A 22,427-nucleotide genomic window follows, 5' to 3' on the forward strand; every position below is an offset into this window, starting at 1 on the left:
TCGCTCTCTCCCTGACCGTATGTACGCCTCGCAGCACTGAATATTACGACTCTTGCGCCTCATGCATCGCACCCACCCACTGGCAGGCAAACTGCCAGGCGGCACGTCCGCTTCTCACCCCGCGCAGGGTGGCAAAGCGCACCGCGTCCTCGCGAGCCGCATCGCTCCAGGCGGCATCGCCACCCAGGTAGTGTACCCAATGCCGGCACGCCGTCAGATACGCATCCTGATTGAAAGGATGAAAGGCCAGCCACAGCCCGAAACGGTCGGAGAGCGAGATGCGCTCCTCCACGGCGTCGCCATGATGGAGTTCGCCGTCGACCAACCGCGTGTCCTGATTGTCGGCGAGCGACTCGGGCAACAAGTGGCGACGGTTGGACGTCGCATACAGCAATACGTTCTCGGGCGGGCCGGTCAAGGTACCATCGAGCACGCTCTTGAGGGCTTTATAAGCGTCGTCGTGGCCTTCGAAGGAGAGATCGTCGCAGTACACGATGAAGCGATGCGTCGAGCCGCGCAGCCGCTGCACCAACCCTGGCAGACCGACCAGGTCGTGGCGGTCGACCTGAATCAAGCGCAGCCCGTCTGGCGCCAGCGTGTTGAGCAAGGCCCGCACCATCGACGACTTGCCACTGCCGCGTGCACCCCAGAGCAGCGCATGATTCGCCGGGCGCCCGTGCAGGAAGGCGCGCGTGTTGTTCAGCAGCGCCGTCTTCTGGCGCTCGACACCGACCAGATCGTCCATGCCGACGTCATCGCGCGCGGCCACCGGAATCAATTGACCGCCCAACGCGTTACGCTGCCAGATCGCCGCCGCGTCACGCGACCAATCGACAGCCGCGGGTTCCGGCGGCAACCATGCCTCGACCCGATCCAGCACCTTGTGCAAGCGTTGCGCTAGCTCGGCGTCCATCCTTATCCTCCTATCACTGTTGATTCCAGAACTCCGCCTGTATATCGCTGGTTGACCCAACGGGGCATCAGGGTATCTTGGAGCCGTTTGGTTGCCGGGTCCAGAACCCATCAGGAGATTCTCATGCAAAGGACGTTGCCGTCTCGCCTACGCACGCCGCTCGCCATCGCCATGGTCGGCCTCACACTTGCCGCCTGCAGCACTTCGCCCCTGGGTCGGAACCAGTTGGCCCTGTTTTCCAACGATGAGCTCGAGCAGATGGGGCAGCAAAGCTTCACCGAGTACCAGAAGGAGTTACCCGAGGTCGGCGGCGCCAAGCATGACTACGTGCAGTGCGTGGCCGATGCCATCACCGCCGAAGTGCCTGCCGATGCGCAGGTCGATGACTGGGAGGTCAAGGTCTTCGAGGATGACTCGGCCAACGCCTTCGCGCTGCCCGGAGGCTACATCGGGGTCAATAGCGGCTTGCTGGATGTCGCCGAGAACCAGGATCAACTGGCCGCCGTCATCGGTCACGAGGTGGGCCACGTCCTCGCGCATCACGCCAACGAGCGCGTCTCGACACAAGCCGCCACGCAGACCGGGCTCTCGATCCTGCAATCGGCTGCGGGACTCGAAGGCGCCGCCGGCGAGCAGCTCATGGGGCTTCTCGGCGCAGGCGCCCAGTATGGCGTGATCCTGCCCTTCTCGCGCAAGCATGAGTCGGAAGCCGACCAGATCGGCCTGGACTTGATGGCGGAAGCCGGCTTCAATCCCAGTGCCAGCATCAATCTATGGCAGAACATGGCCTCGCAAAGCCAGGGCGCGCCGCCGGAGTGGCTCTCTACCCACCCCAGCAACCAGTCACGCATTCAAGGCTTGCGAGATCGTCTGGACGAAGCCACCCCGCTATACGAACAGGCCCAGGCCGACGGCAAGCGCCCCAATTGTCAACGCTGATCGCCTTCTGAAAAGCGAGACGCCGCCTCTGAAAGGCGGCGTCTGCGTACACGGGCCGGTAGCGCACGGCCGTCACAGCTCGCGGCGTAGCGTATCGCGTACTGGCGCGGTGTCGGGGCGCACGTGCCGCCACAAAAAGAACGACTCGGCGGCCTGCTCGACCAACATGCCCAGACCATCGATCGTGCGCGCGCCACGCGCGCTCGCCCATTGCAAGAAGACGGTCGGATCGGCGGCGTACATCATATCGTAGGCTACACCCTCAGCCGCCAATAGCGTCTCCGGCAGGGGCGGCAGCTCGCCGCCCAGCGAGGCACTGGTGCCGTTGATGACCACATCGAAGGATCCTTCCAAGGCGTCATAACCGCTACCCGTCACGCGCGCTTGATGCTGCCCACGTTCTTGCGGGTGAAAGTCGGCGGCCAGGCTGACGGCTTTCTCGGCCGTACGGTTGGCGATGTGTAATGCTCGTGGTCCTGCCGCCAGCAACGGATCGAGCACGCCACGCACGGCCCCGCCCGCGCCGAGCACGAGAATCCGCGCGTCGTCGAGCGTCACGCCGTGCGCCTCGAGATCACGCACCAACCCCACGCCATCGGTGGTATCGGCATAGGTGCGCCCGTCGCGGCCATGTATCAGCGTATTGACGGCCCCGGCCCGGCGAGCACGCTGGCTGAGCACATCCGCCACGCGATACCCCTCCTCCTTGAACGGCACGGTGACATTGGCGCCACATCCGCCAGCGGCCACGAAGGCCTGCCAGGCGCCCGCGAAGTCCTCGCGCGGCGCCTCGATGGCCTCGTAACTCATGGCCTGCCCACACTGCTCGGCGAACAGCGCATGGATACGCGGCGAGCGCGAGTGCCCGACGGGATGCCCGAAAACACAATAACGATCGCTCATGCCTCGGCCTCCTCGAGCCATTCACGCGGGTGCAGAAATTCATCGCCCAGGCGGGCCTCATCGCTGCCCGGTTCGGGCGTCCAGCAATACTGCCACTGGGCCAGCGGCGGCATCGACATCAGGATCGACTCGGTGCGCCCACCGCTTTGCAGCCCGAACAGGGTGCCGCGATCCCAGACCAGATTGAACTCGACGTAACGCCCGCGCCGGAACGCCTGGAAGTCGCGTTCGCGCTCGCCGTAAGGCGTCTCACGACGCCGCTGCACAATGGGCATATAAGCCTCGAGGAAGGCATCGCCCACCGCCTGCTGAAACGCGAAGCAGCGCTCGAAGTCCCACTCGTTGAGATCGTCGAAGAACAACCCGCCGACGCCGCGCGTTTCGCCGCGATGATGAAGCTTAAAATAATCGTCGCACCATTGTTTGAAGCGCGGATACACCTCGTCGCCGAAAGGCGCGCAGGTATCGCGGGCTACGCGGTGCCAGTGGACCACGTCCTCGAACACCGGATAGAACGGCGTCAGGTCGAAACCGCCGCCGAACCACCAGACGGGATCGGCATCGTCTTTCTCGGCGATGAAGAAGCGCACATTGCCATGCGCGGTGGGCACGTGCGGGTTATGCGGGTGCAGCACCCAGGACACCCCCACCGCGTGGAAGCTGCGTCCGGCCAGTTCAGGCCGCGCGGCCGAGGCAGAGGCCGGCAGGCGTTCGCCGAAGACATGCGAGAAATTGACCCCGCCCTTCTCGAACACGTTACCGTTCTCGATCACCCGCGAGCGACCGCCACCGCCCGACTCGCGCGTCCAGCTGTCTTCGCGAAAGTGCTCGCCATCTTCGGCGGCCAAGCCTTCACAGAGACGTTCCTGCAAGTCGAGTAGATACTCCTTCACCTTGTCGAGATGGGGGTGTGCCACGTCACGCTCCTCGGATTATCGGTTGGTTTGATCATGTAGCGCCCGGCTATGACGCCAGGCATACGACACACCGGCACGCCTCAATCGCGCAGGACCTCGCCGCTTGCCAGATCACGGATCGTGCTCGGCCGCGCGTATCCGCCCAGCGCCCCGTCGACGCGCGTCACCGCCTCACCGAAAGTCGCCCGGATATCGTCGGCGCTCATCGCGGGTGGCTCGCCGGCGCGATTGGCCGAGGTCGAGACCAGCGGACCGCCGAAGGCGTCGCACAGCGCCTGTACCAAGGGATGATCACTGACGCGTACCGCCAAGGTGGCGTGCTCGCCGCGCAACAACGGACGCGCACGGCCGTTGTCGGGCACCAGCCAGGTGGTGGGCACCGTTTGGAGAGCTGCCAGACGCGCGCGCTGCGCCTCATCGAGCCCTTCCAGCCAGGGCGCCAGTTGCGACACCGACCCGGCGATCAGAATCAATCCCTTGGCGGGGTCGCGCTGCTTGAGTTCGATCAACCGCCCCAGGGCGGCATCGTCATCGGGATCGCAGCCCAGCCCCCACACCGCTTCGGTGGGATAAGCCACGAGGGCGCCGCGGCGCAATGCCGCCACGGCGTGACTGAGAGTGTCGAAGGTCTCTGACATGGCGAGAGGTTTCGCTTCACGGCAATACAAGATGCAGTCATCTTATCACGCACGCGGGGGAAGACGCCGCGCCACGCTGTCGCAGGCCTAGGCCTAGGCCTAGCGCGTGGCGCGGCGCACCCACCCCCCACTCACCTGCGCGGCCTGGCCGGCGAGTTCCAGTTCCAGCAGGCGCATCTGGCAACCGCCGACGTCCAGCTCGCTGCGCTCGACCAGTACGTCGAGCGGCGTGGGGGCCGTGTCCAACAGCGCCAGTAACGGATCCTGGGGGGGCACATCGGAGGGCGTCGGTGGCTCTGCACGCGCCGGCGCCGCCGCAGTATCGGCCTCGGACGGCGCCGCATTCAACGCCTGCCAATGACCGAGCTGCTCGAGAATATCGTCGCGTCCAAGCACCAGGCAGGCGCCGTCGCGGATCAGCCCTAAATTGCCGCGCGCCTGCACGTTGTGCAGCGAGCCGGGAATCGCGAAGACCTCGCGGTTCTGTTCCATCGCCAGGCGCGCGCTGACCAGCGAACCGCTCTTTTCGGCCGCCTCGACCACCAGCACGCCCAGCGACAGCCCGGTGATGATGCGGTTGCGGCGCGGAAAATAGCGTGCATGCGCCCGCGTCTCGGCGGGATGCTCGGAGAGCAGCAGGCCGCCTTCGTCGAGTAGGCGGCGATACAAGCCGGCATGGCGAGGCGGGTAGATCACATCCACGCCGCAGCCGAGCACCGCCACGCTACGCCCGCCGGCATCCAGCGCCGCGCGCTGGGCCACGCCGTCGACCCCCAGCGCCATGCCGCTGACGATGCCGAAGCCCGCCTCCACGAGTTCACGGGAGAAGAAGGCCGCGTTGTCGCTGCCTTCACGGGTCGGGCGCCGTGTGCCGACCATGGCCAAGCCCGGCAGGTCGAGGGCAGCCAAGTCGCCCTTGGCCCATAACAGCGCCGGCGGATCGACGATTTCATCGAGCAAGGCGGGCCAGGCCGGATGGCCGGGATACAAGAGATGATGCGCTGGCTGGCTCGCTTCCCACGCCAAGGCCGCCGCAACCGGCGCCTCCAAAGGGCTCTTTGCCGGGTGATCCAGCCAGTGCCGCAGCGTGTCGCGCGGTCCGGCGGGTATCGCCGCCAGCCAGGCCTCGGGCCAGTCATCGGCCAAGCCTTGCGCGACCAGCTCACGGCGGATGACCGCCAGACGCCGCGCGCCGAGTTTCGGCAGGTGCGCCAGGGCACACCATTCTCTCGCTGTCATCATGCGCGCCTTCCTCACCGTGCTTTCAATGACGTCAACACACTTCGCTTGGGCGTGCTTACGCCATCGCCCACTTCCAGCGGCCGCGAGGCTTCCATGACCAGCGCGTAGCTGACCCGCGCGAAGCTCTCGAATACCATCGCCAGACCGCCGGGCTCACCCGCCAGAGACACTGTGTCGCCCTCGAGCGGGTCGTTCACCTGCGTCGGCGCGGCATCCAGGGCCAATACGGTACCTAGCGTGATGCCCTGCGTACGTCCCAAATCGAGCGCCACGATGGTGTGCCGGCCGACATAGTTCACGCCTTCGGGCACGCCCAGAATCTGGCCATCGACGGCATGCTCGGGAATACGCGGAGCAAACGCCAGTGAGAGGGGTTCTTCGCGATATGGCAGCAGGCGATCGCCGGGGCGTATTTCCTGACGTGCCTTGCGCACTTCGAAGATATCCAGATCGCCTTCGCGCCTCACCCAACGGGCCTCGCCCACGGCGCGCAGCTCGATGCCCAGAAGCGCCTCGCTTTGCGGGTCGTGATAGACCGTGCCAGGACGATAGATGACACGCCGTACGTCATGCGAGCGCGCGGCTTCCTCTCCTGCACGGACATAAATGCGGTCGCCGCTGCCGATCAACTGATGCCCCTCTTCGCCCGCGACGACGTAGGGCGTATCGTCCAGCGTGGCGCGAGAGTCGATGAAGCGATATTCATTCAGGAAGGGGGCTACCGTCTGGCGCTTGATGGCAGGAGCCGCCTCGCTCGGCGGCACTTCACGCACACGTGGGGACAGATGCACGACCTCCTGTGGTTCATCGCGCCCCTCAGCGATGGATACCGTGCCGACAACGCCCACCAGCGCCAGCCCGAGCCCCAACAGTCTACCGCCGCGCCGCCACCCAGCAGCGCTCCCGCCATATCCTGCCTGCATGATCGTCTCTTCTTCTGATTGCTCGCACGTTGGCATGCCAGCCGATGCTTTCAGCCCTCGGCATGCGTCAGGCCGCACTGCTATACTTTTCATATGTTCCGCCGCCCGCTTCACGCTACTGGCAGCGCTCCGCATAGCCGTTCGCTATCGGGGGACATCGGCGCCCTTTCGGTTCCGTTCCCGCCGGCGGCGCATTACACTAGCGGACAAATTTCACGTGACAGCATAACGGTTTTCTTAACGCCATGGCCAAGCTGACCATTCTCGAATTTCCCGATAGGCGCCTGCGCAACAAGGCGGCGCCCGTCGAGACCGTCGACGACGAGATCCGTACGCTGGTCGACGACATGCTCGACACCATGTACGACGCCGAAGGCATCGGCCTGGCTGCGACCCAGGTCGACGTGCATCGCCGCGTCATCGTCATGGACGTCAGCAGTGATCGCTCGCAACCCCGCGTACTGATCAATCCCCAATACACCCCGCTGGGCGACGAGCGCGAGCCCATGCAGGAAGGCTGCCTGTCGATCCCCGACCATTACGCCGAGGTACCGCGCGCATTGCGGGTGTCGCTCAAGGCACTGGATCGCGATGGCACACCCTACGAGCTGGAGGCCGACGGCCTGCTCGCGCACTGCATCCAGCATGAGTGCGATCATCTCGAAGGCACGCTGTTCGTCGACTATCTCTCGCCGCTCAAGCGTGATCGAATCATGAAAAAGATGCAGAAACGCCACAAGACCATGCAGGACGCCTGAGGCCACGCCTCTCTCTCGCCTAGCACTCGCCAAACGGGCCGGCACTCGCCGGCCCGTGGTATTGAACGAACACGCAAGCCGTTACGGAAGTCCGCCCGATGTCCCAATCCCTGCGCGTCGCATTCGCCGGTACGCCCGATTTCGCTGCCGCCAGCCTCGCGGCGCTGCTCGAAAGCCGCCATGAGGTGGTCTCGGTGCATACCCAGCCCGACCGTGGCGCGGGACGCGGGCGCAAGCTCACGCCCAGCCCGGTCAAGACGCTGGCGCTCGAACACGATCTCCCCGTCCATCAGCCCACCACGCTCAAGGACGCCGCCGCCCGGCAGGCACTCGCCGACTGCGACGCCGACGTGCTGGTCGTCGTCGCCTATGGCTTGATACTCCCGCAAGCGGTGCTCGATATCCCGCGCCTGGGATGCCTCAACGTGCATGCTTCGTTGTTGCCCCGTTGGCGCGGCGCGGCGCCCATTCAGCGCGCCATTGAAGCCGGCGACACGCGAAGCGGGGTGACCATCATGCAGATGGATGCCGGCCTCGATACCGGCGATATGCTGCTGGTACGCGACACGCCGATCACCGCGACGACCACCGGCGGCGAGCTGCACGACCGCCTTGCCGCGTTGGGCGGAAAGGCCATCGTCGAGGCGCTCGATGCCCTGGCAGACACCGGGCTGACCGCCACGCCTCAACCGGCGGAGGGCGTCACCTACGCCACCAAGCTCAGCAAGGCCGAGGCCGAGCTCGATTTCACGCGCCCTGCCGCCGAACTCGCCGCCCGCGTGCGCGCCTTCAATCCCTGGCCGGTGGCCTGGACGCGTCTCGCCGGCGAGCCGCTACGTCTGTGGCTGGCCGAGTCCGGCACCGAAAGCGGTACCGCTGCGACCCCCGGCACGCTGCTGGAGAGCGCTGCGGATGCCCTGCGCATCGCCTGCGGCCCCGACGGCACCCAGGTGCTGCACATCACTCGCGCCCAGTTGCCCAGCGGCAAGCCGCTCGCGGTGCGCGATCTGCTCAATGCCCGTGGCGAGCGTTTCGCAGCGGGACAGCGACTGGGTCAGGAGACCAACTCATGAGTACCCCCGACATTCGCGCCGTCTGCGCCTCCGCCCTGGCCCCCGTGCTCGACGGCAAGGGCTCGCTGAACGCCCTGGATAGCACCCTGGAATCCGCCGGGATCGAGGGGCGTGACCGTGGCCTCGCCAAGGCGCTGTGCTTCGGTGTCTGCCGCACGCTGCCGCGCCTCGAGGCGCTGTCCAAGCTCCTGCTGCGTCAGTCCTTCAAGCGCCGCGATCAGGACGTCCAGGCGCTGTTGCTGCTCGGCCTCTATCAGCTCTTGTATATGCGTGTGCCCGCGCACGCCGCCGTGGGCGAAACCGCCGGCGCTGCCCGCGCGCTGGGCAAGGGCTGGGCCACGCGCGTTCTCAATGGCTGCCTGCGCCGCTTTCAGCGCGATACTCAGGCACTTCAAGAGCAGGTCGACCGCGACCCCAGCATCGCGCTGTTGCATCCCGAATGGATGCTCACGCGTTGGCGCGAGGCCTGGCCCGACGACTGGCGCGAACTGGCCGAGGCCAACAACCAGCCTGGCCCCATGACGCTGCGGGTCAATCGCCGCCATGGGGATCGCGAGGCGTACCTGGCCCGCCTACGCGACGCCGGCCTGGCCGCCGATCCTACGCCATACGCGGCGGAGGGCGTGACCCTGCATGAAGCCTGCGATGTGCGCGCCCTGCCCGGCTTCGAAGAAGGCGCGGTGAGCGTGCAGGACGAAGCCGCGCAACTGACCGCACCGCTGCTCGAACCGGCCTTGTCCACGACGCCCGGGGCTCGCGTGCTGGATGCCTGCAGCGCCCCCGGCGGCAAGACCGCGCATCTTCTCGAAGCCTTCGATCTCGCGCTCACCGCCCTGGACAGCGACGCTGAACGGCTCGCCCGCGTCGACGCTACGCTGGCGCGTCTGGGGCTCGAGGCCACTACCTTGACCGCCGATGCCAGCCGTCTCGACTGGTGGGATGGCCAGGCCTTCGATGCCGTACTGCTCGATGCGCCCTGTTCGGGCACCGGGGTCATACGCCGCCATCCGGACATCAAGCGCCTGCGCCGCCCCCGCGATATCCGCGAACTCGCCGCGCTGCAGGCGCGCCTGCTCGACACGCTGTGGACGACTCTCGCCCCCGGCGGCACGTTGCTCTACGCCACCTGCTCGGTGATGCCCGAAGAGAACATGGATCAAATCGCGGCCTTCCTCGCGCGCACGCCGGATGCCAGTGCCGACGAGCTCGATGTCGACTGGGGTCGCCCCGCCGGCGCCGGGCGCCAGTTGCTACCGCGCATCGAAGGTCACGACGGTTTCTTCTACGCGCGTCTGCAGAAAGCGGGCGTCTGAGACCCAATCGACAGCACTGACCGGCATTCGCCGACAGCGCTCCGAGCCTCCAGAAGAAGCGCAGCGGCGCGGTGTTCTTCCACACCACCCCACTGCAATGGGTTTCACCGCTACACGCCTACCCGCACGCCGCAGCTTCACCGCCACGCTCTCGGGCGGCGAGCAACACCGCCATCAATGCCAGCGCGGACATCACCGCACCCGCCGCTGGCACCGCAGGATAGCCCAGTCCAGCCGCGATGACCGCCCCCCCCAAGGCCGCGCCCACCGCATTGCCGAGATTGAAGGCGCCGATATTGACCGCCGAGGCCAGGTTAGGTGCGTCGCCGGCGGCGGCGATCACCCGTACCTGCAGCGGCGGCACGATGGCGAAGCTGGCCACACCCCATAGAAAGATCAACACGCTCGTCGGCACGCTGAACGGCATCAATAGCGCCAGGGCGATCAGCACCAGACTCAAGCCCGCCAGCGTTACGATCAGCGTGCGATCCACCGAGCGATCCGCTGCGCGTCCCCCCACCCAGTTGCCGACCGTCAGCCCCAGGCCATAGACCACCAGCAGTATGGTCACCAAGCCGATCGAAGCGCCGGTTTCAACCTGCAGAATCGGCACGATGTAGGTGTAGACTGTGAACATCGCACTGGCCCCGAGTACGGTGAGCGCCAGTGCCGTCAGTACCGGGGCCCGACCCAACACCTTGAGCTCCGCCAATGCCCCGCCACCAGCCGGGGCTGGACGGTCGGGCAGCGTCAGCCGCAGTGCCACCATGGTGCTCAACCCGAGCGCGGTGATGGCCCAGAAAGGCGCGCGCCAGCCTAACTGCTCGCCCGCCCAGGTCGCCAGCGGCACTCCCACCACAGTGGCCACAGTCAGTCCGGTGAACATGGCCGCCACCGCGCTCGCCCCGCGCCCGGGCGGCACTAGACTAGCGGCGACCACCGCGCCGACACCGAAAAAGGCGCCATGATTAAGCGAGGTAGCAAGCCGCGCGATGAGCAGCATGGCGTAGTTCGGCGCCAGCGCCGCGAGCAGATTGCCTAGGGTGAAGATGGCGGAGAGACCGATAAGCAGCGTGCGCCGCCGCATCCAGCCGGTGGTCAACGTCATCAGCGGCGCCCCCAGCATCACGCCGATGGCGTAGGCGCTGATCAGCAACCCTGCGTAGGGAATCGAGACACCGAGGTCGCTGGCGATCATCGGCAGCAGGCCCATTGGCGAGAATTCGGAGACGCCAATGGCAAAGGCGCCAGTGGCCAGCGCCAGAAGAGGAGGATTGAGTTTCATGCCGCGCCCCTCCTGTTCAGTCGAGTGGACGTGTCGCGCAAAGAACGCGCGAATTCGGCCCCGGAGACCTCATGAATCGGCGAAACGCGCAAGCGAGAATGTTGCATGTCGGCTTTCCTTGATTGATGTTTAGGCAAAGGTAAAAGCCATTCTCGACCGTGTGTAGCCGCCTACGGGGCCAAGGAGTTTTGATATGGATGCAAAGGCACTCTCGCCGAACGATCGAACCCGGGCACTGGAGGTGTTCGTGGCGGTAGCATCGGCGGGCAGCTTCTCGGCGGCGGGGCGACAGCTCGGTCTAACCCCTTCGGCGGTGAGCCGCACGGTCGACCGAATCGAAGCGCGACTCGGCGTGCGCCTGTTACTGCGCTCCACCCGGGATCTCACCATCACTGCGGAAGGCAACGCTTATCTGCAGGCAGCGCGGCGCATTCTCACCGATCTCGACGAAGCCGAGCAGGCGATCGCCGATCTGGGTGCACCGCGGGGACGATTGCGAGTCAGCGCCTCGCTCTCCCACGGGCGCCTCTGCGTGGTGCCATTACTGGGCGAGTTCAGCGCGCGCTACCCGGAGATTTTGGTGGATATCAACCTGACCGATACCGTAGTAGACATCGCCGCCGGCGAGGCCGATGTCGGCATTCGCTTCGGGCTTCTGCCGGACAGCTCGCTCAATGCTCGCCGTCTGGGCAACAACCGCCGCGTGATCGTCGCCTCACCGGCATATCTGGCTCGGCATGGCACGCCGCGAGTGCCGGGGGACCTGCACGCCCACAACTGTCTCAATTTCAATTTCCGCCGCGCCGAACCAACCTGGCCCTTCCGCGACGCCGAAGGTGACCATGCCATGAGCGTGCATGGCACGATCGAGGCCAACAATGGCGAGACGTTGGGCCAGCTCGCCCGTTCCGGGGCCGGTATCGCCCGAGTCGGCGCCTTCAGCGTGGCGGCGGAGATCGCAGCCGGAACACTGGTGCCACTGCTCGAGACCTACAATCCAGGCGATGTGGAAGAGATCCACGCGGTCTTCGTCGGCGGCACCCACATGCCCCTGCGGGTACGTACCTTTGTCGACTTCCTGGTCGAACGGCTGTAGCGAGTACCACCTGCGCCAACTATTGCCCCGTCTCGAAGGTCACGACGGTTTTTTCTACGCGCGTCTGCGCAAAAGCACGTCTACGTGAAACTCGCATCTGCACAACACTAAGGCGTAACCGCCGGCCTACGCCGCTGCCGACTTGCCAGCGGCGTACGCGGCTTCGATACTGAAGGCATTGCACCTCGTTAGTGGAGCCTTCGTGTTGCAGAATGCCCTCGAGACCATCGATACGCGCTGTGCCCTGCTCGTCGTCGACGTGCAAGGTGACTTCATGCCCGGCGGGGCGTTGGCCTGCGCCGATGGCGACGCCATCCTGCCGGGGTTGAGCCAGTTGCTCGACGAGCGACGTTTCGCGCACGTTGTGGCGACCCAGGACTGGCATCCCGCCCGACACATATCCTTCGCCAGCGAGCATGCGGGCTATCAGCCCTTCGATACCCTCGACCTGTACGGCGAACCGCAGACCTTGTGGCCCGACCATTGCGTGCAGAACACGCCGGAGGCCCGCCTGCATCCCGAACTCGACTGGGCACCGGTGGATCTCATCGTGCGCAAGGGATGCGACCCTCGCGTCGATTCCTACAGCGCCTTTCGCAACAACCTAGGGCCCGATGGCACACGCCCCACCACGGGGCTCGCCGGCTGGCTGCGCGAGCGTGGCGTCGACAGCGTCTATCTCTGCGGTCTGGCGCGTGACGTCTGCGTGTTGTGGAGCGCCGAAGATGCCGTCGCCGCGGGGTTCAAGACACGCTTTCTGTGGCCGCTGACACGCCCGGTCACCCATGACACGGACGCCGCCACGCGGCAGCGTCTCACTCGGCTCGGCGTCGAGATCATCGGTGCTTGAGCCGGCCCATCGCACTTGAAGCGCAAGGAGAACGCCATGAGCGATCACGTCTACAAGCACATCGAGCTGACAGGTAGCTCGCCGCACGGTATCGAGGATGCCGTGAACAACGCCCTCGAAAAGGCCCGCGAGACCCTGCACGGCATGCGCTGGTTCGAGGTCACCGACACCCGCGGCCATCTCGAGGACGGGCGCGTAGGCCACTGGCAGGTCACCCTCAAGGTGGGCCTCTCCCTCGACTGACCGGGCTCGTGCCCAAGCGCCGCCGCGCCCCTGTCATTCGGGGCGCTGCCTGGTTTATGCTACGCGCCAGTCATTGAGCGCGGATTCCCACGCATGAAGATCATCATCCTCGGCGCCGGTCAGGTTGGCGGCACCCTGGCCGAGCATCTGTCCAGCGAAGAAAACGACATCACCGTCGTCGATATCGATACCAAGCGTCTGCGCGAACTGCACAACCGCCTGGATATCCGCACGGTCGTCGGCACGGCGTCCTATCCCATGGTGTTACGCCAGGCCGGGGGTGAGGACGCCGATATGTTGATCGCGGTAACCAACTCCGACGAAGTCAACATGATCGCCTGCCAGGTCGCGCATACGCTGTTTCGTACGCCGACCAAGATCGCCCGTGTCCGCGCCACCGCCTATCTGACCCGCAAGGGGCTGTTTTCCCACGATGCGATTCCCGTGGATGTGCTGATCAGTCCCGAGCAGGTGGTCACCGACCATATTCGCCGCCTGATCGAATATCCTGGCGCGCTGCAGGTCCTCGACTTCGCCGGTAGCCTGGCCCAGTTGGTGGCGGTCAAGGCCTACTACGGCGGCCCGCTGGTGGGGCAGGAACTAGGCTTCTTGCGGCGCCACATGCCCAACGTGGACACCCGCGTGGCAGCGATCTACCGTCGCAACCGAGCCCTCATTCCTCACGGCGACACCGTCATCGAGGCCGATGACGAAGTTTTCTTCATCGCCGCGCGCAAGGATATTCGCGCGGTGATGAGCGAACTGCGCAAGGTCGACCGTGACTTCCGCCGGGTGATCATCGCCGGCGGCGGCAACATCGGCGAACGCCTCGCCGAAACGCTCGAGCACAACCACCAGGTAAAGATCATCGAGCATGAGCTGGAGCGTTGCACGGTGCTCTCGGAGCGTCTCGACCGCACCGTGGTGCTGCACGGTAGCGCGACCAGCAAGCGCTTGCTGCTGGAAGAAAACATCGAGGACTGCGACATCTTCTGCGCGCTGACCAACGACGACGAGGTCAACATCATGTCGTCGATGCTGGCCAAGCGCCTGGGTGCCAAGAAGGTGCTGACCCTGATCAACAACGCCGCCTATGTGGATCTCGTCCAGGGCGGCGAGATCGATATCGCCATCTCGCCGCAGCAGGCCACCATCGGTGGTTTGCTCACCCATGTGCGGCGCGGCGACATCGTCAACGTGCACTCGCTGCGGCGTGGCGCCGCCGAGGCCATCGAGGCCATTGCCCATGGCGACTCGCGTTCTTCCAAGGTGGTGGGACGCACCATCGACGAGATCGACTTGCCCACCGGTACGACCATCGGCGCCATCGTACGTGGCAAAGAGGTCCTCATCGCCCACGACGATCTCGTGGTCGAAAGCGGCGACCACGTGATTCTCTTCGTCATCGACAAGCGTCGCATCCGCGACGTCGAACGCCTCTTCCAGGTAGGGCTGACGTTCTTCTGATGAGTATTCGGTTACCTACGGCTCGCATTTCGGCAAGGCGGCTACCATGAGTTTCCTGGTGATCCTGAGGATCGTCGGGCTATTGCTCATGTTGTTCAGCCTGACCATGGTGCCACCGGTAGTGATTTCGTTGATCTTCGACGACGCCACCTGGGACGCCTTCGTCATCGGGCTGGGCATCACCTTCGTCACCGGAGCGCTGCTTTACTGGCCCGCGCGCAATGCTCGCCGCGAACTGCGTACCCGCGATGGCTTTCTGATCACCGTGATGTTCTGGAGCGTACTGGGGTTGTTCGGTTCGCTGCCACTAATGCTCGCCACGGATCCATCGCTATCGTTCACCGACGCCGTGTTCGAATCGTTTTCCGGCCTCACCACCACTGGCGCCACCATTCTCACCGGCATCGACCTGCTGCCCGAGTCGATCCGCTTCTACCGCCAGCAACTGCAGTGGCTGGGCGGCATGGGGATCGTGGTGCTGGCAGTGGCCATCCTGCCGACGCTGGGTATCGGTGGCATGCAGCTCTACCGCACCGAGATCCCCGGACCGCTCAAGGACTCCAAGCTGACGCCGCGCATCACCGAAACCGCCAAGGCCTTGTGGTACATCTATGCCGCCCTGACCCTGACGTGTTTCCTGGCATATTGGCTCGCGGGCATGAGCTGGTTCGACGCCATCGGGCACAGCTTCTCGACCGTCGCCGTGGGGGGCTTCTCGACCCACGACGCCAGCATCGGCTATTTCGACAGCGCGACCATCGAGATGATCTGCGTGTTCTTCATGGTGATATCGTCGCTGAGCTTCGGGCTGCACTTCGCGGTGTGGCGCGAAAAGCGCCTGAGCCATTATCTGCTCGATCCCGAATTCCGCTTTTTCGTGATCTTCCTGGCGCTATTGGTCACCATCACCATCGCCACGCTGATGTTGAGTGGTACCTACGACGACACTCTGGGACTACGCCACGGCTTGTTCGAGGCAGTCTCAGTGGCCACCACGACCGGTTTCGGCGTCGCCGACTTCACCGTATGGCCAGGCGTGCTGCCGTTCATGCTGTTCATCGCAGCTTTCGTCGGGGCCTGCTCGGGCTCCGCTGGCGGGGGCATGAAGGTGATCCGCATCCTGTTGATTCTCAAGCAGGGCCTGCGCGAGATACATCGTCTGATTCACCCCAATGCGGTGTTTTCGATCAAGGTCGGCAAGATGCGCATCTCCGGGGGCGTGGCCGAGGCGGTATGGGGATTCTTTTCCGCCTATATGCTGCTGTTCGTGCTGATGCTGTTGATCCTGCTCGCCACCGGGCTGGATCAGGTGACCGCCTGGTCGGCGGTGGGCTCGGCCCTCAATAACCTGGGCCCAGGGCTGGGTGAAGTAGCCGTACACTACGGTGACATGCCGGATCTCGCCAAGTGGACCCTGGTGATGGCGATGATGTTCGGGCGCTTGGAAATCTTCACTATCCTGGTGCTGTTTACGCCTGCGTTCTGGCGACGCTGAGTTCATACGGCACTATTCACCATGAATTACTATTCACCATGAATCGGCGAAAACCCTCCTATTCATGCTGGGTAGGTGGGTTTTAACAGTCTCTTTTAACTAAAGGTTAAGGTCAGCGAGGCCGATTCGCCGGGAATCGCGATGGCGGCAATGCTACCATGCGCGCTTCCCGGCCCACCGCGACGGGCCTTTATCCGTTATTCAGCCTCGAGAAAGCGTCATGTCCACCAGCCTCGCAAGCCCTTTTCGCGCGGTGGCCCGCCTAGGGCTCATCCCGCAAATCGTCATCGGTATCGTGCTCGGCATCGTCGTGGCCACTGCCTGGCCCGATGCCGCCGCCTCGATATCGCTTCTCGGTGAGGTGTTCATCTCCGCCCTCAAAGCGGTGGCACCGATACTGGTTTTCCTGCTGGTCATGGCGGCCATCGCCAACCACCGTCGCGGCCAACCCACGCACATTCGCGGCGTGCTGCTGCTGTACGTGGTGGGCACCCTGTGCGCCGCCCTGGTGGCCGTCGTCGCCAGCTTCGTGTTTCCGACATCGCTGGTCATCGACGCGCCCCAGGCGAGCGGCCAGCCGCCGGGCGGCATCGCCGAGATCCTGCGCAACCTATTGCTCAACGTCGTGGACAATCCCATCCATGCGCTGATGAACGCTAACTTCGTGGGCATCCTGGCGTGGGCGATCGGCCTGGGCATGATGCTGCGCGGCTCCTCGGAGACGACGCTGGGCGTCATCAATGCCTTCTCCGATGCCGTCTCCAATATCGTACGCGTGGTGATCCGCTGCGCGCCGCTGGGCATCTTCGGCCTGGTCGCCGGCACACTCGCGGATACCGGCATGAATGCCCTGCTCGACTACGCTCACCTGCTCGCCATCATCGTCGGCTGCATGGTGTTCGTGGCACTGGTCACCAACCCCTTGATCGTGTTGGTGGCGACACGCCGCAATCCCTATCCGCTGGTGTTCGCCTGCCTGCGCGGCAGTGCGATTACGGCGTTTTTCACACGCAGCAGCGCCGCCAACATTCCGGTCAATATGGAACTCTGCAAGCGCCTCGATCTGGACGCCGACACCTATTCGATCTCGATTCCGCTAGGCGCCACCATCAACATGGCCGGTGCCGCCATCACCATTTCGGTGATCACCCTGGCGGCCGCCCATACGTTGGGCATCGGCGTGGACTTCGCCTCGGCGCTGTTGCTGTGCATCGTCGCCTCGCTCGCTGCCTGCGGCGTCTCCGGCGTGGCCGGTGGTTCTCTGCTGCTCATTCCGATGGCCGCCAGCCTGTTCGGTATTTCCAATGACGTGGCCATGCAGGTCGTTGCTATCGGCTTCGTCATCAGTGTCGTGCAGGACGCCACGGAGACCGCGCTGAACTCGTCCACCGACGTGTTGTTCACCGCCGCAGCGTGCCGCGCCAAGCGCTGATTCGTACGCTCGACGCCCTGCTCACAGCATCGACGAGCGGGGCCGGGTTTGGCCCGGCCCCTGGCTTCGTGGATAATCGAGCTTTTCCGCCACCGAAGCGAACCGCCGCATGCCCGATACTCCCGCCGGCCCTCGCCAGGTCATCGATCAGGGCGAGACCCGTTATACCCTCCTGGGTACCGCCCACGTCTCGCGTGCCAGCGCCGACGAGGTCCGCGAGCTGATCCGCTCCGGCGACTTCGACGCCGTGGCCATCGAGCTTTGTCCCACGCGCCATCAAAGCGCCACCCAGCCCGACGCCATGGCCAAGATGGATCTCTTCCAGGTGCTGCGCCAGGGCAAGGCCGGCATGGTCGCCGCGAGTCTCGCGCTGGGCGCCTTCCAGCAACGCGTTGCCGAGCAGTCCGGCGTCACACCGGGCGCCGAAATGCAGATGGCGATCAAGGAAACCCAGCGCGCGGACCTGCCGCTGTATCTCGTCGATCGCGACATCGGCGTGACCCTCAAGCGCATCTATCACAACGTGCCCTGGTGGCAGCGCATGAGCCTGATTTCAGGACTTCTGGGCAGCGTTGTCTCGCGCAAGAAAGTCTCCAGCGAGGAGATCGAGCGCCTCAAGGAAGGCGATGTGCTCGAATCGACCTTCGCCGAGTTCGCCGAACAGTCGGAGTCGCTGTACGCGCCGCTGATCCGCGAGCGCGATCGTTACATGGCGCTGCGCCTACGCGAGGAAGTCACCGGGAAAGCGCCACGGCATATCCTGGTGGTCGTCGGCGCCGGTCACATGAAGGGCCTGGGAGAGCACCTGCAAGCGCTGGGTCAGCAACCGCCCAGCGACGCGGCCATCGACGAGGAACGCCGCTCACTGGAAGTCACCCCAGCCCGCTCCAAGCTTTGGAAAGCCCTGCCGTGGGTCATCGTCGCGCTGGTACTGACCGGCTTCGCCATCGGCTTTTCTCGCGATACCGGACTCGGCTGGTCGCTGGTCGGCGAATGGTTCCTGATCAACGGCGCACTCTCGGCATTCGGCACCGTCATCGCGTTGGCCCATCCACTGACCATTATCGCGACCTTCATCGCCGCGCCACTGACCTCGCTCAACCCCACCATCGGCGCCGGTTTCGTCGCCGCCGGCGTGGAACTCGCCATACGCCGCCCCACGGTGGGTGACTTCTCACGCCTGCGCCATGACGTCAGCACACCGCGCGGCTGGTGGAAAAACCGCGTCGCCCGCACGCTGCTGGTATTCCTGCTCGCCACGCTGGGCTCCGCCGCCGGCACCTGGATAGCCGGGCTACGCATCGCCGGGCAGTTGTTCGGGTGATGCCGGAAGCCGCCATTCTCCAAAGCTCTAGCTAACGCCGGGGCTTTGGCTATCCATGGCGATGCTCCCTTATGTATTCCTTCAACGCTTGGTCAATGCGACTCTGCCAGCCTGGCCCTTGCTCCTTGAAATGATCGATCACGTCAGGTGATAAACGCATGGTGGTCTTCACCTTCGTGGGTGCCTCCTGGCGACCGCGCTGCCCCCGCTGACGAATGGTGCGCTGGAGATCAGCGGGCAACACCTCTGCCATCGGACGCATATGCTTGAAGTCTTCATCGGTCAGTTCACGAACTTCGCCGTGTTTATCGGTCAATGGCTTTCTCATGGCGACGCACCTCCCGCAGGTTGGCCTTCCTAAAACTGATAATTCGAACCCCACCCTCAATGGGCGTGAAACACACCACGTGAACACGATCACCAATGCGCCCTACTGCCACAAAGCGAGGCTCTGGATAGTGGTGGCGCGTATCGGGCTCATATGTAGCCCCTTCCCAATCGAAGTGTTCTACCGCCTTAAAGGGCAGACCACGTTCTCGTTCGTTTCGGGCGCTCTTATTAGGGTCGAAGTCTATGCGCATGGTTTAATTGTAGGGACAAAAAGAAAAGGAGGATAGTTCATTTTGCTTGACCAAGCAGATCCAACATTGCGCAATCCATGACACAATCCGCTGAGCCTCAAAGAGGCGATCCGGTATATCCTGGTGGTGGTCGGCACCATGAGCCTGGCCATCGCCAATGCAGCCGTCAGTGCTTGGGGAACGCCATCCATTATTGCTGATCCATGCAACACAAGGAGAGACGTATGGCATCGCTCGAGCAAATCGCCCGGTCGCGTTATAGCTGTCGTGATTTCAGCCCACAACCGGTTCCTCGCGCTCTGCTCGACAGGCTGCTTGGGATTGCCCAAGGCATCACTCATGCCGGCAGTAAGCGCAGCGTGCCTTCGGCGGGAGCTCTCTATCCCCTGCATCTGCTGGCAATAGCCGGGCGCATTCGCGACCTGGACGCAGCGACCTACACCTTCGCCCCCGAAAACTGCATGCTGAAAACGCATCTCGACCACGACATACGAGATGCACTCCAGCAAGCTGCACTCGACGATCAACCCTGGATCGGCCAGGCTGCCGGCATTATCACGATCTGTGCCGACATGGGGACCGCGACACAGGCATTCGGCGATCAACCGCCCTACGGGACACGCGGCCAACGCTATGCTTGGATCGAGGCAGGCGCCGCAGCTCAGAACATTCAGTTGCAAGCAACGGCCGAAGGACTGGGCAGCGTGCTCGTCGCCGGCTTCCACGACGAGGCCACGGCAGAAGCACTGGCCCTCGAAGCGCCTATAACGCCGCTAATCCATTTGTGCTTCGGTTGGCCGGCTAGCGGAGATCAATGATCCGACGCAAAACAACACAACAGCGCTAGCGGGCACAAACCAACCGATAGCGTCATGACGGAAACAAGGGTTATAACCTACACCTCGACCCCGCTCTACAGAGGCAGCTATCGTGGACTCGAAGATACGTATCGTCATACCGATCTACCCCGGCGTAACGCACCTGGATTTCACCGGGCCTCATCAATTTTTCTCGCGTGTGCCGCAGATTGATGTCGTGGTCGCCTCCATCGATGGGGAGCCCGTTGACGCCCAAGGATTGACGTTTTCCAACCTGGACGACCTGACAGACATCGCGGCTTGTGACGTCCTCTGCGTTCCCGGTGGTCTGGGCTGCCTCGATGCAGCCGAGGACGTCCGTTTTATCCACGCCATTCGACACTTGGCCGGCAGCGCACAGTTCGTGACCTCGGTATGCAGCGGCTCATTGATCCTGGGAGCGGCAGGTCTTCTCCACGGAAGACGAGCCGCCTGTCATTGGGCGTGGCGCGACATGCTGCCATTGTTCGGCGCCGTCCCGGACCCGGCGCGTGTCGTGCGCGATGAAGAGGTCATCACGGGCGGCGGTGTCACCGCCGGGATCGATTTCGCGCTGACCGTCATCGCAGAGTTAACCGATGACGAGACCGCTCAGCGTTCTCAACTGATTCTCGAATATGCGCCCGCGCCGCCGTTTGATGCCGGACGCCCCGAAACAGCCCCAGCCGCCATCCACGACCACGTCGTCGCCGACATGGCCGAGATGCAGGCCTCTCGTTACCGACAGGCACAACACCTGGCCGAGCGTTATGCTACAAAACGCTAACCCTGATGATCGCCTGCCCACATATAACGCATTGCGTCATATGCTGCTGTGCGTTATAGCATTCGTATCAACGATCAGTGGCGAATTTGTTTTCGGTTCGAGAGCGGCAACGCCCATGATGCTGAAATCATCGATTATCACTGAGGGAGGTAAAACCATGACTGAAGAACGGCTCCCCAACATTCATCCCGGTGAGATTCTGCTAGAGGATTTTATCGGGCCGCTAGGCTTGACCAAGAATGCCCTAGCGACGGCTATCGGTGTGCCTGCCACGCGTATCGGTGAAATCACACGCGGGGCTCGAGCGATCACGGCGGATACGGATCTGCGACTGTCGATTTACTTCGGCACCAGCCCGGGCTATTGGCTGAGATTGCAGAACGCCCATGACCTGGAGGAAGCCAGACGCCACGGCCATTTTGAGGGCATTCGTCCTCGGGTGGCCTGAGCGAACCCTGCATGTCGAATGGCGGTATTAACCGCCCTCCTCCAGTACCTCGGCGATCAAGGCGACGAAGTCATCAAAGGCCGGATGCATGGGGCTGGGGGAGCGGTGCACTTCGAGCACCGCCGGCGGTAATGGGGGCAAACCTTCGGCGGCGCCCAACACTTGCCACCCTTCGGGAAGCAGGCGTCGCTCCCCGACCGTCAAAGTCTGGCCCTGCCCCACGATGACTTTCAATCCGCTGGGGCTTTGACTGGTGGAGACGAGCTGCCAATCGCGGCCGATGTCGGCGAGCGCAGCCAGCGCTCGGCGCCGATAGACGCACTGCTCCGGAAACAGCGCCAGCGGGATCGGTCGCTCGGGATCGAGCTCGAAACGTCGATGCGCCGCCCAGACCACCTCCTCCGTAGTCACGGGGCGCCCGCCGCTACTCGGTTCATGCTGCACCGCCAGCACGATATCCAACGACCCTTTCTCAAGCTGCTCCAGCAATTCCGTCGACATGCGGCAGTGAATATGTACATGCACGTCGGGATGCTGGGCGCCGAAGCGTTCAAGCAAAGCCGGCAGCCAGGTATCGGCATAATCCTCGGGAAGCCCGAAGCGCAGCGTCACCGGCTGCGAGCGACCGAGCGCGGCGATCGCTTCGCGTTGCAGCTGCAACAAGCGCCGCGCATAGACGAGGAAGGTTTCGCCATCGTCGGTCAACTTGAGCCGGCGACTGCCGCGTTCGATCAGCCGCGTGTCGAGCCGTGTTTCCAACGTATTGATACGCAGGCTGATGGTCGATTGCGTCTTGTGCAGATAGCGCGCCGCCGCGGTAAAGCCACCGCTATCGGCCACGGTGACGAACGCCAGCAGCAGATCGCTGTCCAGCGCCGCCAATTGCGTATTATCGGAAATGCCGATGGCTGCCATTGGAATGACTCGTTTCCCTGATCGAACGGATCCGTCCAGCATAGAGGAC

General features: G+C 64.1%; 24 protein-coding genes. 14 read left to right on the forward strand and 10 right to left on the reverse strand.

The features are described 5' to 3' along the window. Window positions 1-43: 43 nt before the first annotated feature. Window positions 44-913, reverse strand: a complete 870-nt coding sequence (locus L1073_RS13655) for an ATP-binding protein (RefSeq protein ID WP_246900118.1) — start codon at window positions 911-913, stop codon at window positions 44-46. A gap of 123 nt (window positions 914-1,036) precedes the next feature. On the opposite strand from L1073_RS13655, the gene L1073_RS13660 reads away from it, so the two are divergent. Then, window positions 1,037-1,852, forward strand: a complete 816-nt coding sequence (locus tag L1073_RS13660) for a M48 family metallopeptidase (protein WP_246900120.1) — start codon at window positions 1,037-1,039, stop codon at window positions 1,850-1,852. 72 nt (window positions 1,853-1,924) lie between these two features. On the opposite strand, the gene aroE is transcribed toward L1073_RS13660, so the two are convergent. From aroE to L1073_RS13685, 5 genes are all read right to left on the reverse strand, one after another. Further along, window positions 1,925-2,755, reverse strand: coding sequence for a shikimate dehydrogenase (gene aroE, locus L1073_RS13665; RefSeq protein ID WP_246900122.1), 831 nt, complete (start codon window positions 2,753-2,755; stop codon window positions 1,925-1,927). Further along, a complete protein-coding gene (hemF, locus tag L1073_RS13670) occupies window positions 2,752-3,672 on the reverse strand; it encodes an oxygen-dependent coproporphyrinogen oxidase (RefSeq protein WP_246900124.1) in 921 nt (306 codons plus the stop codon). Before hemF ends, aroE begins: the two co-directional genes overlap by 4 nt. Before the next feature lie 80 nt (window positions 3,673-3,752). Further along, a complete protein-coding gene (gene tsaC, locus L1073_RS13675; protein ID WP_246900126.1) occupies window positions 3,753-4,310 on the reverse strand; it encodes an L-threonylcarbamoyladenylate synthase type 1 TsaC in 558 nt (185 codons plus the stop codon). Window positions 4,311-4,409: 99 nt separating this feature from the next. Next, the gene (gene dprA / locus L1073_RS13680) at window positions 4,410-5,552 is read right to left on the reverse strand and encodes a DNA-processing protein DprA (RefSeq protein WP_246900127.1); all 1,143 of its coding nucleotides are present in this window, start codon (window positions 5,550-5,552) and stop codon (window positions 4,410-4,412) included. A gap of 11 nt (window positions 5,553-5,563) precedes the next feature. Next, window positions 5,564-6,475, reverse strand: coding sequence for a peptidoglycan-binding protein (locus tag L1073_RS13685; RefSeq protein WP_246900129.1), 912 nt, complete (start codon window positions 6,473-6,475; stop codon window positions 5,564-5,566). A 245-nt stretch (window positions 6,476-6,720) separates the two neighbouring features. On the opposite strand from L1073_RS13685, the gene def reads away from it, so the two are divergent. The 3 genes from def to rsmB all read left to right on the forward strand — a co-directional run bounded on the left by def (window position 6,721) and on the right by rsmB (window position 9,619). Beyond that, a complete protein-coding gene (gene def / locus L1073_RS13690; protein ID WP_246900131.1) occupies window positions 6,721-7,233 on the forward strand; it encodes a peptide deformylase in 513 nt (170 codons plus the stop codon). Between the two features lie 98 nt (window positions 7,234-7,331). Next, on the forward strand, window positions 7,332-8,306 hold the full coding sequence (gene fmt, locus L1073_RS13695) for a methionyl-tRNA formyltransferase (protein WP_246900134.1): 975 nt from the start codon (window positions 7,332-7,334) through the stop codon (window positions 8,304-8,306). Beyond that, the gene (gene rsmB / locus L1073_RS13700; protein ID WP_246900135.1) at window positions 8,303-9,619 is read left to right on the forward strand and encodes a 16S rRNA (cytosine(967)-C(5))-methyltransferase RsmB; all 1,317 of its coding nucleotides are present in this window, start codon (window positions 8,303-8,305) and stop codon (window positions 9,617-9,619) included. Before fmt ends, rsmB begins: the two co-directional genes overlap by 4 nt. A gap of 118 nt (window positions 9,620-9,737) precedes the next feature. Here the strand turns inward: rsmB and L1073_RS13705 are convergent, their stop codons facing one another. Further along, the gene (locus tag L1073_RS13705) at window positions 9,738-10,904 is read right to left on the reverse strand and encodes an MFS transporter (RefSeq protein ID WP_246900137.1); all 1,167 of its coding nucleotides are present in this window, start codon (window positions 10,902-10,904) and stop codon (window positions 9,738-9,740) included. A gap of 193 nt (window positions 10,905-11,097) precedes the next feature. Here L1073_RS13705 and L1073_RS13710 point away from each other — a divergent pair, with 193 nt between their 5' ends. From L1073_RS13710 to L1073_RS13740, 7 genes are all read left to right on the forward strand, one after another. Next, the gene (locus tag L1073_RS13710; RefSeq protein WP_246900138.1) at window positions 11,098-12,000 is read left to right on the forward strand and encodes a LysR family transcriptional regulator; all 903 of its coding nucleotides are present in this window, start codon (window positions 11,098-11,100) and stop codon (window positions 11,998-12,000) included. A 202-nt stretch (window positions 12,001-12,202) separates the two neighbouring features. Then, the gene (locus L1073_RS13715) at window positions 12,203-12,850 is read left to right on the forward strand and encodes a nicotinamidase (RefSeq protein ID WP_246900140.1); all 648 of its coding nucleotides are present in this window, start codon (window positions 12,203-12,205) and stop codon (window positions 12,848-12,850) included. 36 nt (window positions 12,851-12,886) lie between these two features. Next, entirely contained in the window at window positions 12,887-13,093 is a 207-nt protein-coding gene (locus L1073_RS13720; RefSeq protein ID WP_246900141.1) for a dodecin, read from the forward strand. 93 nt (window positions 13,094-13,186) lie between these two features. Beyond that, on the forward strand, window positions 13,187-14,560 hold the full coding sequence (gene trkA / locus L1073_RS13725; protein ID WP_246900143.1) for a Trk system potassium transporter TrkA: 1,374 nt from the start codon (window positions 13,187-13,189) through the stop codon (window positions 14,558-14,560). Between the two features lie 46 nt (window positions 14,561-14,606). Further along, complete coding sequence (locus L1073_RS13730) at window positions 14,607-16,055, forward strand: TrkH family potassium uptake protein (RefSeq protein WP_246900145.1); 1,449 nt, start codon at window positions 14,607-14,609, stop codon at window positions 16,053-16,055. A 220-nt stretch (window positions 16,056-16,275) separates the two neighbouring features. Next, a complete protein-coding gene (gene sstT / locus L1073_RS13735) occupies window positions 16,276-17,487 on the forward strand; it encodes a serine/threonine transporter SstT (RefSeq protein WP_246900147.1) in 1,212 nt (403 codons plus the stop codon). Window positions 17,488-17,596: 109 nt separating this feature from the next. After that, a complete protein-coding gene (locus L1073_RS13740; protein WP_246900149.1) occupies window positions 17,597-18,811 on the forward strand; it encodes a TraB/GumN family protein in 1,215 nt (404 codons plus the stop codon). Window positions 18,812-18,860: 49 nt separating this feature from the next. On the opposite strand, the gene L1073_RS13745 is transcribed toward L1073_RS13740, so the two are convergent. Together L1073_RS13745 and L1073_RS13750 are read right to left on the reverse strand one after the other, a co-directional pair. Further along, window positions 18,861-19,139, reverse strand: coding sequence for a BrnA antitoxin family protein (locus L1073_RS13745; RefSeq protein WP_246900151.1), 279 nt, complete (start codon window positions 19,137-19,139; stop codon window positions 18,861-18,863). Further along, window positions 19,117-19,392 carry a BrnT family toxin gene (locus L1073_RS13750; protein ID WP_246900153.1) on the reverse strand — a complete coding sequence of 92 codons (276 nt, stop codon included), beginning with the start codon at window positions 19,390-19,392 and terminating at the stop codon, window positions 19,117-19,119. Before L1073_RS13750 ends, L1073_RS13745 begins: the two co-directional genes overlap by 23 nt. Window positions 19,393-19,616: 224 nt before the next feature. On the opposite strand from L1073_RS13750, the gene L1073_RS13755 reads away from it, so the two are divergent. From L1073_RS13755 to L1073_RS13770, 3 genes are all read left to right on the forward strand, one after another. Further along, window positions 19,617-20,210 (forward strand): SagB/ThcOx family dehydrogenase, encoded by a 594-nt coding sequence (locus L1073_RS13755; RefSeq protein ID WP_246900155.1) that lies wholly within the window; start codon window positions 19,617-19,619, stop codon window positions 20,208-20,210. Window positions 20,211-20,322: 112 nt separating this feature from the next. After that, on the forward strand, window positions 20,323-21,015 hold the full coding sequence (locus L1073_RS13760) for a DJ-1/PfpI family protein (RefSeq protein ID WP_246900156.1): 693 nt from the start codon (window positions 20,323-20,325) through the stop codon (window positions 21,013-21,015). Between the two features lie 157 nt (window positions 21,016-21,172). Then, window positions 21,173-21,463, forward strand: a complete 291-nt coding sequence (locus tag L1073_RS13770; protein WP_246900160.1) for a HigA family addiction module antitoxin — start codon at window positions 21,173-21,175, stop codon at window positions 21,461-21,463. A gap of 27 nt (window positions 21,464-21,490) precedes the next feature. Here L1073_RS13770 and L1073_RS13775 read toward each other — a convergent pair whose 3' ends face one another. After that, complete coding sequence (locus L1073_RS13775) at window positions 21,491-22,378, reverse strand: LysR family transcriptional regulator (protein WP_246900161.1); 888 nt, start codon at window positions 22,376-22,378, stop codon at window positions 21,491-21,493. Window positions 22,379-22,427: the final 49 nt, after the last annotated feature.

This window comes from Chromohalobacter nigrandesensis (assembly GCF_023061285.1).
In the GTDB taxonomy this organism is placed as follows: Bacteria; Pseudomonadota; Gammaproteobacteria; order Pseudomonadales; family Halomonadaceae; genus Chromohalobacter; species Chromohalobacter nigrandesensis.

Coding starts and splice junctions, on each gene's coding strand:
- L1073_RS13750 (WP_246900153.1), bottom strand. CDS start 19,392: ATGCGCATAGACTTCGACCCTAATAAGAGCGCCCGAAACGAACGAGAA.
- L1073_RS13770 (WP_246900160.1), top strand. CDS start 21,173: ATGACTGAAGAACGGCTCCCCAACATTCATCCCGGTGAGATTCTGCTA.
- L1073_RS13710 (WP_246900138.1), top strand. CDS start 11,098: ATGGATGCAAAGGCACTCTCGCCGAACGATCGAACCCGGGCACTGGAG.
- aroE (WP_246900122.1), bottom strand. CDS start 2,755: ATGAGCGATCGTTATTGTGTTTTCGGGCATCCCGTCGGGCACTCGCGC.
- fmt (WP_246900134.1), top strand. CDS start 7,332: ATGTCCCAATCCCTGCGCGTCGCATTCGCCGGTACGCCCGATTTCGCT.
- dprA (WP_246900127.1), bottom strand. CDS start 5,552: ATGATGACAGCGAGAGAATGGTGTGCCCTGGCGCACCTGCCGAAACTC.
- L1073_RS13705 (WP_246900137.1), bottom strand. CDS start 10,904: ATGAAACTCAATCCTCCTCTTCTGGCGCTGGCCACTGGCGCCTTTGCC.
- sstT (WP_246900147.1), top strand. CDS start 16,276: ATGTCCACCAGCCTCGCAAGCCCTTTTCGCGCGGTGGCCCGCCTAGGG.
- L1073_RS13720 (WP_246900141.1), top strand. CDS start 12,887: ATGAGCGATCACGTCTACAAGCACATCGAGCTGACAGGTAGCTCGCCG.
- L1073_RS13660 (WP_246900120.1), top strand. CDS start 1,037: ATGCAAAGGACGTTGCCGTCTCGCCTACGCACGCCGCTCGCCATCGCC.
- L1073_RS13775 (WP_246900161.1), bottom strand. CDS start 22,378: ATGGCAGCCATCGGCATTTCCGATAATACGCAATTGGCGGCGCTGGAC.
- tsaC (WP_246900126.1), bottom strand. CDS start 4,310: ATGTCAGAGACCTTCGACACTCTCAGTCACGCCGTGGCGGCATTGCGC.
- L1073_RS13655 (WP_246900118.1), bottom strand. CDS start 913: ATGGACGCCGAGCTAGCGCAACGCTTGCACAAGGTGCTGGATCGGGTC.
- L1073_RS13730 (WP_246900145.1), top strand. CDS start 14,607: ATGAGTTTCCTGGTGATCCTGAGGATCGTCGGGCTATTGCTCATGTTG.
- L1073_RS13755 (WP_246900155.1), top strand. CDS start 19,617: ATGGCATCGCTCGAGCAAATCGCCCGGTCGCGTTATAGCTGTCGTGAT.
- def (WP_246900131.1), top strand. CDS start 6,721: ATGGCCAAGCTGACCATTCTCGAATTTCCCGATAGGCGCCTGCGCAAC.
- L1073_RS13740 (WP_246900149.1), top strand. CDS start 17,597: ATGCCCGATACTCCCGCCGGCCCTCGCCAGGTCATCGATCAGGGCGAG.
- L1073_RS13685 (WP_246900129.1), bottom strand. CDS start 6,475: ATGCAGGCAGGATATGGCGGGAGCGCTGCTGGGTGGCGGCGCGGCGGT.
- rsmB (WP_246900135.1), top strand. CDS start 8,303: ATGAGTACCCCCGACATTCGCGCCGTCTGCGCCTCCGCCCTGGCCCCC.
- trkA (WP_246900143.1), top strand. CDS start 13,187: ATGAAGATCATCATCCTCGGCGCCGGTCAGGTTGGCGGCACCCTGGCC.
- L1073_RS13745 (WP_246900151.1), bottom strand. CDS start 19,139: ATGAGAAAGCCATTGACCGATAAACACGGCGAAGTTCGTGAACTGACC.